The 9,484-nt window shown below is 67.4% G+C and carries 7 protein-coding genes; 2 read left to right on the top strand and 5 right to left on the bottom strand.

The annotated features are described in order from the left end of the window. Together secA and Q0316_RS00490 are read right to left on the bottom strand one after the other, a co-directional pair. Positions 1 to 1,928: preprotein translocase subunit SecA (gene secA, locus Q0316_RS00495; RefSeq protein ID WP_298668049.1), on the bottom strand; the 1,928-nt coding region annotated here is incomplete at its 3' end. A gap of 115 nt (positions 1,929 to 2,043) precedes the next feature. Continuing rightward, positions 2,044 to 2,349, bottom strand: a complete 306-nt coding sequence (locus tag Q0316_RS00490; protein WP_298668047.1) for a hypothetical protein — start codon at positions 2,347 to 2,349, stop codon at positions 2,044 to 2,046. Positions 2,350 to 2,462: 113 nt separating this feature from the next. On the opposite strand from Q0316_RS00490, the gene argJ reads away from it, so the two are divergent. Together argJ and Q0316_RS00480 are read left to right on the top strand one after the other, a co-directional pair. Continuing rightward, a complete protein-coding gene (gene argJ, locus Q0316_RS00485; protein WP_298668045.1) occupies positions 2,463 to 3,689 on the top strand; it encodes a bifunctional glutamate N-acetyltransferase/amino-acid acetyltransferase ArgJ in 1,227 nt (408 codons plus the stop codon). Position 3,690: 1 nt separating this feature from the next. Beyond that, entirely contained in the window at positions 3,691 to 4,302 is a 612-nt protein-coding gene (locus Q0316_RS00480; protein WP_298668042.1) for a glutathione S-transferase family protein, read from the top strand. Positions 4,303 to 4,305: 3 nt separating this feature from the next. On the opposite strand, the gene trxA is transcribed toward Q0316_RS00480, so the two are convergent. From trxA to Q0316_RS00465, 3 genes are all read right to left on the bottom strand, one after another. Continuing rightward, a complete protein-coding gene (gene trxA / locus Q0316_RS00475) occupies positions 4,306 to 4,629 on the bottom strand; it encodes a thioredoxin (protein WP_298668039.1) in 324 nt (107 codons plus the stop codon). Between the two features lie 61 nt (positions 4,630 to 4,690). Next, the gene (gene addA, locus Q0316_RS00470; protein ID WP_298668036.1) at positions 4,691 to 8,128 is read right to left on the bottom strand and encodes a double-strand break repair helicase AddA; all 3,438 of its coding nucleotides are present in this window, start codon (positions 8,126 to 8,128) and stop codon (positions 4,691 to 4,693) included. Next, the coding region (locus Q0316_RS00465; RefSeq protein ID WP_298668032.1) for a PD-(D/E)XK nuclease family protein at positions 8,112 to 9,484 on the bottom strand (1,373 nt) is incomplete at its 5' end. The genes addA and Q0316_RS00465, both read right to left, overlap by 17 nt.

The following is a 9,484-nucleotide window of genomic DNA, read 5'->3' as shown; positions in this document are numbered from 1 at the left end:
TCGTCATATTCGACGACCTGCTTGCGGATGTCGTAGTTGCGCGCCTCGACCTTCTTCTGCGCGGTCTCGATCGCCTTGGTCAGCCATTTCGAGCCGATCGCCTCGCCGTCCTCGATATTGTTGCGCATCATCCGCGCGAACAGCGTGTCGGGGCCGAAGATACGCAACAGATCGTCATCGAGGCTGAGGTAGAAACGGCTCAACCCCGGATCGCCCTGGCGGCCCGAACGGCCACGCAACTGATTGTCGATACGCCGGCTTTCATGCCGCTCGGTGCCGAGCACGAACAGGCCACCGGCCTCCAGCACTTTCTGCTTCTCCGCCGCGATCTCGGCCTTGATCGCCGCGATCGCCGCATCGCGCTCCGGCCCTTCGGCCATCCCTGCGAGTTCATCCTCGACGCGGAATTCCAGATTGCCACCAAGCTGGATGTCGGTGCCGCGACCGGCCATGTTGGTGGCGATCGTCACCGCGCCCAGCCGCCCGGCCTGCGCCACGATATGGGCTTCCTGCTCGTGATAGCGCGCGTTCAGCACCGAATGGTCGACCCCCTCATGGTTGAGGAACTCGCTCAGCATCTCTGACTTTTCGATCGTGACGGTGCCGACAAGCACCGGCTGCCCTTTTTCCGCATGTTCGCGGATCTTGCGCGCGATCGCGCGGAACTTGTCGTGCGTATCCTTGTAGAATTCGTCTTCCTCGTCGACGCGCTGCACCTGCAGGTTGGTCGGGATGGTGACGACGTTCATCTTGTAGATGTCGTAGAATTCCGCCGCTTCCGTCGCGGCCGTCCCGGTCATGCCGGACAGCTTGGGATACATGCGGAAATAGTTCTGGAAGGTGATCGAGGCCATCGTCTGGTTCTCGGGCTCGATCGTCACGCCTTCCTTCGCCTCCACCGCCTGGTGCAGGCCGTCCGACCAGCGCCGGCCATCCATCATGCGCCCGGTGAACTCGTCGATGATGATGACCTTGCCGTCCTTCACGATATAATCGGTATCGGCCTTGAACATCACATTGGCGCGCAGCGACTGGTTCAGGTGGTGGACCACCTGCGTATTCTCGAAATCGTAGAGGTTGGTGCCCTTGAGCAGCCCGGCCTGTTCCAGCAGCCGTTCGGCGCGCTCGGTGCCATCCTCGGTCAGCACGATGCTGCGCTGCTTTTCGTCCAGGTCGTAATCGTCGGGGACGAGCTGCTTCACGATCGCATCGACGCTGATGTAGAGTTCGGATTTGTCGTCGGTCGGGCCGGAGATAATCAGCGGGGTCCGCGCCTCGTCGATCAGGATCGAATCCACCTCGTCGACGATCGCATAGGCGAAGGCGCGCTGCACCATCTGGTTGCGCTCATATTTCATGTTGTCGCGCAGATAATCGAAGCCGAATTCGTTGTTCGTGCCGTAAGTGATGTCGGCGGCATAGGCTTCGCGGCGCTGCTCGTCGGAAAGGTTCGGGACGATCACGCCGGTGGTGAGGCCAAGGAAGCGATATACCCGGCCCATCCAGTCCGCGTCGCGGCTCGCGAGATAATCGTTCACGGTGACGACATGGACGCCCGTGCCCGGCAGCGCGTTGAGATAGGTGGCGAGCGTCGCCACCAGCGTCTTGCCCTCGCCGGTGCGCATCTCGGCGATCTCGCCGCGATGGAGCACGATGCCGCCGATCATCTGCACGTCATAATGGCGCTGGCCCAGCACCCGCCAGGCCGCCTCGCGCACCGTGGCGAAGGCTTCGGGCAGCAGCTTGTCGAGCGTTTCGCCGTTGGCGAGCCGTTCGCGGAACAGCACCGTCTGATTGGCGAGCGTTTCATCGTCCATCGCCTGCAACGCGGGCTCGAACGAGGCGATCTTGGCGAGGATGGGGTTCAGCGAGCGCACGTAGCGATCGTTGGACGAACCGAAAAGCGATTTGGCGAGGCCGGCGAACATGGCGGACTTCCTGTTGATATTGGATTGACGCGGCTGCGCGACAATGCGCGGCGCGCGCGTATGGAATCGTCGATGAGGGGATGCGTCGTGCCGTCACGGCAACGCATCGGGCGCCTTATTCGCGCCGGCGATCCACCCATGCGGGAATGGCGGAAACGAGCGGGGCGACGATCGCCTGGCTCTCGGCGACAGCCGGAAGCGCCGGTAGCGCAAGGCTGGGCCGCGCGATCGGGCGGGGGGCAACGGCAACCGGCGCCTGACGCACCGTCTGTTCCTGCGCCACCGCCTGCACCTGCTGCGGGTTCGCCGCGCGCGCGCTGACGCCGGTAAGCGCCGACAGCAAGGCGGAAAGGAGCAGAAGCAGGTTCATGCGCGCGAAGACATAGGGATGGCGTTGGGAAACGCCAACCGTTTTGTTCATGTTCGCTGGCGGGAAAGCGGGCGTTTTCGGGGAAGCGCGAACTTGCCTTCATTTCACCTGGCCGGCGGTCGTCGCCCCTTTTTCCGGACGGGGCACGCGGCTATGGCGCTCGCATGTCCACGTCCATCTCTCCGCTCGCCCTGCCCTTTCCCGATCTTCCCACCATCGCCGGCGCGACGCCGCGTGTGGCGCGGGCGCGCTACAAGCAATGGGATCGCTGTGACCTCACCTTCGTCGCGCTTGACGAGGGGACGGCTGTGGCCGGCGTCCTGACGCAATCGAAATGCCCGTCGCCGGAGGTGGAATGGTGCCGCAACGCGCTGGCGCTCGGCAATGCCCGTGCGCTGGTGGTGAATGCCGGCAACTCCAATGCCTTCACCGGCAATCGCGGTCGCGCCGCGGTGGAGGCGATCGCGGCGCGCACCGCGGGCCACCTGGATTGCCAGCCGTCCGACGTGTTCGTCGCCTCCACCGGGGTGATCGGCGTGCCGCTGCCGATCGACAAAGCAGAAGCCGGGCTTGACGCCGCCTATGCCGCCGCGCCCGCGAACTGGCTTGCCGTCGCCGAAGCGATCGGCACGACCGACACCTATCCCAAGGGCGCGATGACCACCGCGATAGTGGACGGTCGCACGGTCACGCTGGTCGGCGTGATAAAGGGATCGGGCATGATCGCGCCGGATATGGCGACGATGCTCGGCTTCATCTTCACCGATGCGGCGGCGGAGCCGGCATTCCTCCAGTCCGCGCTGTCGGCAGCGAACGGGCGCACTTTCTCCTGCATCACCGTCGATGGCGACACCTCGACCAGCGACACCGTGCTCGCCTTCGCCACCGGCAAGGCGGGCAACACGGTGCTGGCGAACGATGACAGCGCGGGAGCCGATGCCTTCCGCGCCGCGCTCGCCGATCTGTGCCGCCAGCTTGCCATGCTGGTGGTGCGCGATGGCGAGGGCGCGCAAAAGCTGATCGAGATCACCGTGGAAGGTGCCGAGAGCGATCGCAGCGCGCATCGCATCGCCATGTCGATCGCCAATTCGCCGCTGGTGAAAACCGCGATCGCCGGCGAGGACGCCAATTGGGGCCGCGTCGTCATGGCGGTAGGCAAGGCGGGTGAACCGGCCGAGCGCGATCGGCTGGCGATCCGTTTCGGCGCGACACAGGTGGCGCGCGATGGCCTCGCGGTGGAGGGCTATGACGAAGCGCCCGTCGCCGCGCATCTCAAGGGCCTGGAAGTGGAAGTGGGCGTCGATATCGGGCTGGGCACTGGCCGCGCGACGGTTTGGACCTGCGACCTGACCCATGGCTATATCTCGATCAACGCCGATTATCGGAGCTGAGATGCTGAAAATCTGGGGGCGGCTCAATTCGCACAATGTGAAGAAGGTGGTGTGGCTCGCCGAGGAGCTGGCGCTGCCTTATGAACGGATAGACGTGGGCGGCGCGTTCGGGATGGACGCGGCCTATCTGGCGAAAAATCCCAATCGCCTGATCCCGACGATCGAGGACGGCGATTTCGTGCTGTGGGAATCGAATGCGATCCTGCGCTATCTCGCCGACACCCACGCGGATGGCGGCCTTTGGCGCGGATCGCCGCGGGAGCGCGCGCTGGCCGATCGCTGGATGGACTGGCAGTTCCTCTATGGCGAGGCGCAGCGCCACGCGTTCGTCAATCTCGTGCGCAAAGCCCCCGGCGAGCGCGATATGGCGGCTGTTGAACGCTCGGTCGCGGCCTGCGCGAAGATGCTCGCGGTTCTCGAAGACGCGCTGGGCCGCAGCCCATGGCTGTCCGGCCAGCAATTCGGCATCGGCGACATGCCCATGGGGGTCTTTATCCACACATGGTTCGCGCTGCCGATCGAGCGGCCCGAATTCCCGCATATCGCCGATTGGTATCGCCGCTTGCAGGAACGACGTGGCTACGCGAGCCACGTCATGATCCCGCTTTCGTGATCGTCAGACGAGTTCGCCCTCCAGCCACGCCTTGATCCGGCCCTTGGGCTCGGCGCCTACCTTGGTTGCCGCCGGGTTGCCGCCCTTGAACAGGATCATCGTGGGAATGCCGCGCACGCCATAGCGGCCCGGCGCGTCGGGGTTCTCGTCGATGTTAAGCTTGGCGATCGTCACCTGTTCGCCCAGTTCCTCGGAGATTTCCTCCAGGCTCGGGCCGATCATCTTGCACGGGCCGCACCATTCCGCCCAGAAATCGACCAGCACCGGCCGGTCGGACTGGATGACGTCCGCGTTGAAGCTCGCATCGGTGATCTGCTTGGTTGCCATGAACGAATCTCCTTTGGCGCCAAGGTAGGGCGCGAGGCGCTCACGCTCAACGGGGATGCGGCTAACTTTGCTCCGCCGCGCGATAGCTGGGCTTGTGTTGCGCCAGCAGATCGCCCGGAAGCGGCAGCAGCGCCGGCCCGCTGGTATAGAGCAGCGCCGCTTCGATCGCGCGATCGGGGAAGATCACCGAAAGCGCGGCGGCATAAGCGGCCATCTGCCGCAGGTGATAGGGCGGCACCTCGCCCAGATCGCGTGGCACCTGCCGCCCGGTCTTGAAGTCGATGATCCGCACCGACTGGTCGGTAACCAGCAGCCGGTCGACCGTGCCCGCCACCACGATCCCGTCTGGCAGCACCGCGCTGATCGGCGCCTCACCCAGCGATTCCGGGCCGAACAGCGCGGCGTGCTGCGGGTTTTCGATCACCCGGAGCGCCGCCGCGACGATCGCGTCCCGTTCCGCCGCATCCGCAACCTGCCCCACATCGCGCAGCCAGCGATCCGCCGCGCGCGCGCGATCATCGGGCAGGACCGCCGGCAGCCGCTCGAACAAGGCGTGGATCAGCCGCCCGCGCTCCGCCGCGGCGCGCATCGCCGGGGTGGGCGGCGGATTGGCGACCGCATCCTCGCCCAGCGAGGATGGCGCAAGCGGGCGCGGCGGGCGCGCCTCCTGTGGCGCGATGCGGCGAGCCCAGTCCGGCAAAGCGGGCGCGGGCGCCTTCTCCGCGCGCGCCGCCCCGCGTGGCCGCGCGCTGGTAGGGGGAGCCACGCCCGCAAAGCTGCGCACGCCATCCCCCGCCACGCCCAGCGCGTCGAATGTGCCGGCGGCGACGCCATACCAGCTTTCCGGCGGCGGCTGCCCTTGCCATTTGGCGCTGAGCGATCCAGCGATCACCAGCCGTTCCTCCGCGCGTGTGGCGGCAACATAGAACAGGCGCCAATGCTCCTGCCGCTCGCGCAATTCGGTGGCGGCGACCAGTTCGTCGATCTCGCCCGCGCGCTCATCCTTGCGCGGGCGGAATACCGGGAGCGGCTCGGTCACGTCAGCGGGCCGCCACATCAATCCGCCGCGCATCGCCGCATCCGGATCGGCGGTTGCGTCGGCCAGGATCACCAGCGGCGCCTGAAGCCCCTTCGCCCCATGCGCGGTCAGCACGCGCACCGCGTCGCGCGGCTGGGCCGCGTCGCGCACGATCTCCACCTCGCCGCGATCGAACCAGTCGAGGAAGCGTTGCAGCGAAGGCGTGGCGCTCGTCTCGAAATCGAGCGCGGCGGAAAGCAGTTCCTCGATCGGGTCGCGCGCCTCCTCCCCCAGTCGTTCGAGCAGCTTGTGACGGCCATTGAGCGGGCCGGAGAGGATTTCCTCCAGAAACTGATAGGGCGTGGTGAAATCCGCGCGCGCGAGCATCGTATCGAGCGGCGCGAGCAATCCGCGATGATGCGTGAACAGGTGGCGCCACAAACCGCCCGTTCGCGGCACGGCGCGCGCGAGCAGTTCATCGTGCGTCCAGCCGATCAGCGGGGAGACGAGCAGGCTGGCGAGGCTCAGATCGTCATCGGGCTGCAACACGAAGCGGATCGCGGCGAGCAAATCCTGCACCGCGAGCGGCGCGTTGAGCCGCAGGCGATCGACCCCGGCAACCGGCACGCCTTCGGCATACAGCCGCGCGACCAACAATTGCGCCAATTCCCCGCGCCGCTTGACGAGGATCATCACATCCTCTGGCCGGAGCGCGCGGCCCTTGCTCTCCAGCATCAGCCCGGTATCGAGCCAGCCCCGCACCTGTCTGGCGATCCGCGCGGCATTCTCGCGCACCGCGTCGTCGATCCATAATTCCTCGCCGTCGTCGCCCTCGACAGCGCCCGCGCAAACCGGCGGCCACAGTTCGACCACGCCCGGCCCCGGCACCTCGCTGGCGTGCGCCGGCACATTCTCCGCCATGCCAAGTGTTTCATGCCCGAGCAGGTCGATCGCCGCATCGACGAATTCGAGCACGGGCCGGGTCGAGCGGAACGAGGCGACCAGCGAGAGCTTCTCGAACGGCAGCCCGCGTTCGTCGTCCGGCATCAGTTCATCGCCGCGCACCTCCGCCGCGCGCCCGGCGAAGAAGCGTTCGGCCGCGGCGAAATTGATCGGATCGGTGCCCTGAAAGCCGAAGATCGCCTGCTTATGATCGCCGACGGTGAACAAGGTGCGCGTCGACGGGGCATGGATGCCGCGCCCCACGAAATATTCGTCCACCAGCGCGCGCACGATCCGCCACTGGTTCGCATTGGTATCCTGCGCCTCGTCGATCAGCACATGTTCGGTGACCTGATCGAGCTTGAAGCGCACCCAGTCGCCGATCCCCGGCTGATCGAGCAGATCGACCGTGGCCGCGATCAGATCGTCGAAATCGACCGCGCCCACCCGCCGCTTCGCCGCTGCATAGCCGCGCGCATAATCGCGCCCGACAGCCAGCGCATCGGCCAGCAGATCGGCGAATGCCGCGCGAATCCGCAGCGAAAGAAGATCGGCACAGGTTTCGAACAGCCGCATCGCGAGATCGGCATAAGCCTCGTCCTGCGGCGCCTGCCCCTTGGCGAAGGAGCGCGGATCGCCATCCGCTTTCGCCCACACGGTGTGAAGCGCATCGAGCGTCGTCGCGCGCTGCTCGTCGCTCGCCGCAAGCCATGCGCCAATCGTCTCCGCCCGCGCGACGCCGTTCTTCGTCCCCCATTCGCGGTTGAGCGCGGCGATCGTCTCCAGCGCGCGGCGATCGAACGCGTCGTCGCCGCACGCCGCGACGATCTTTTCCTCGACATCGCCCTCAGGCACGCCGAGCGCGCGGCGTACATAGGGGCTCACGCCGCTCGGCAGCGCATCGAGCGCACGCCCGGCGCGCGCGCAATCGCGCAGGAACGCCTCCGCCTGCTCCTCGCCCAGCCGCACGGAAAGCGCGCCGATCGTCGCGGCCGGGCCGCTCCGCCCCTCGCGCTCGGCATCCACCAGCAGATCCCCCAGCGCCTGCCGCATCAGCAACGCTTCCTCGCGCGGCTCGATCGGGCGGAAGCCCGGCACCAGCCCGGCCTCCGCCGGAAACGCCGCTAGCAGCCCCTGGCAGAAACCATGGATCGTCTGGATGCGCAGCCCGCCCCCCGGCGCATCGAGCACCTTGGCGAACAGCGTGCGGGCAAGCGCGATGCGCTGCGCGCTCGGCTCCTCGCCCAGCGCCGCCAGATCCTTTGCCAGCGCGGTTTCCGGCACGCGTACCCATGCGGCGAGCCGCTGGCTGATCCGCGCCGCCATCTCGGCCGCGCCCGCCTTGGTGAAGGTGAGGCACAGGATCGCGCCCGGCTCCACCCCGCGCAGCAGCAGGCGAAAGACGCGCGCGGCGAGCACCTGCGTCTTGCCGGTGCCGGCGGAGGCGGAAAGCCAGACGTGGCTGTCGGGCCGGCTCGCGGTGCGTTGTTCGCCACGCAGCGGCGGCAGCGGCGCCAGCGTGTCAGCGGTCACGGCCATACCATTCGTCGCGCCGCATCAACTGATCGTAATCGGCATAAGGAGCAAATTCCGGGTGGAGCTTGGCCGTGAATGGCTCATCACCCGTCAGCCATTTGCCAGCGGCCTCCGCGAACGCGTCGCGCGCCTGGCCGACGAACTCGCTCGTCACGATCCGGTTGTTCCTTCCGGCAGGATCGACCGGCGTGCTGATCTGGCCGAATTCGTCGCGATATTTCGCCAGTGACCAATATTCGAACCCGCCGGCAGTGCCCGTAATCCCATCGAATCCGCCCGCTTCCGCGATCGCGCCGAGCAGCCCCAGTTGCATCGAAAATCCGGCGCGGACCGCCGAGGGCGACGGCGCCTTGCCGGTCTTGTAATCAACGATCACCAGCGATCCGTCCGCCGCGCGATCAATCCGGTCGAACTTTCCGGATAGCTTTACCCCCGCGAGGTCCGCCGCGCCCTTTTCCTCGACGCGGAGCACCGCGCGACCGGCGGCGCGCTGCTCCACGAGCTTCTGCGCGATCCAGTCGATCGCAGCGATCAGGCGTGGTTGCCACAATGCGCGCAGCAGCGGATGCGCGGCGGGATCGTCGAGCATCGCCAGCGCGCGCGGGCGCAGCCTGTCGATCGCGCAATCATCCTCGCGCGCCCATTTCTCCAGCACCTCATGCACCGCCGTGCCACGCCACGCCGCGGTGGGATCGGCATCGACCGGATCGAGCGCGCTCAGCCGCAGGATGCGTTGCGCGTAAAAGGCGAACGGATCGGCCTTCAGGCGATCAACCTGCGTCACCGAGATTTCGCGCGGGCGTTGTTCGCTGGGCGGCGACGGCGCCGGGCGCGGCGCGGGAAGGTGTGCGGCGGGCTGATCGAGCGCCTCCGCCCAGCTTTCCAGATCGTGCGCGCGGACGAAATCCTTCCCCGCCATCGCCTCCAGCCGAAGCCAGAAGCGCGAGGCGAGCGTCGGCGAGCGGCTGTCGCGCCGCGCGCGGGTCAGCAACACCTCGCGCGCGCCCAGCCCATGGCCGAAATCATGCGCGGCCACCCCGATCCGCCGCTCCAGCCCCGGCAAGCCAAGCGCGACGCGGATGCGCGGCGCCAGCCACGGATCGGGCGCTGGCGTGCCGGGCCACACGCCTTCGTTCAATCCGCCGAGGATCATCAGATCGGCGGTCTGCAACCGCGCTTCGATCAGGCCGTAGATGGCAAGGCGCGGATGCCCGCCATGCGCGGGTGGAACCGCCGCCTCGTCCATCAACAGCCGCAGCATCGGCGGCAGGTCGTCGCGTGACACCGCGCGGGGGCCGGCACCGGCCTCGATCTCCAGCCCCGCCAGCAGATCGGCGGCGGCGCGCCCGGCGGGGCCCC

This window comes from uncultured Sphingomonas sp. (assembly GCF_937871615.1).
Lineage (GTDB): Bacteria > Pseudomonadota > Alphaproteobacteria > Sphingomonadales > Sphingomonadaceae > Sphingomonas.
The sequence above is the reverse complement of the archived record's forward strand: the minus strand, read 5'-3'. Positions and strand labels throughout refer to the sequence as shown.

Coding starts and splice junctions, on each gene's coding strand:
- Q0316_RS00490 (WP_298668047.1), bottom strand. CDS start 2,349: ATGAACAAAACGGTTGGCGTTTCCCAACGCCATCCCTATGTCTTCGCG.
- argJ (WP_298668045.1), top strand. CDS start 2,463: ATGTCCACGTCCATCTCTCCGCTCGCCCTGCCCTTTCCCGATCTTCCC.
- Q0316_RS00480 (WP_298668042.1), top strand. CDS start 3,691: ATGCTGAAAATCTGGGGGCGGCTCAATTCGCACAATGTGAAGAAGGTG.
- trxA (WP_298668039.1), bottom strand. CDS start 4,629: ATGGCAACCAAGCAGATCACCGATGCGAGCTTCAACGCGGACGTCATC.
- addA (WP_298668036.1), bottom strand. CDS start 8,128: ATGGCCGTGACCGCTGACACGCTGGCGCCGCTGCCGCCGCTGCGTGGC.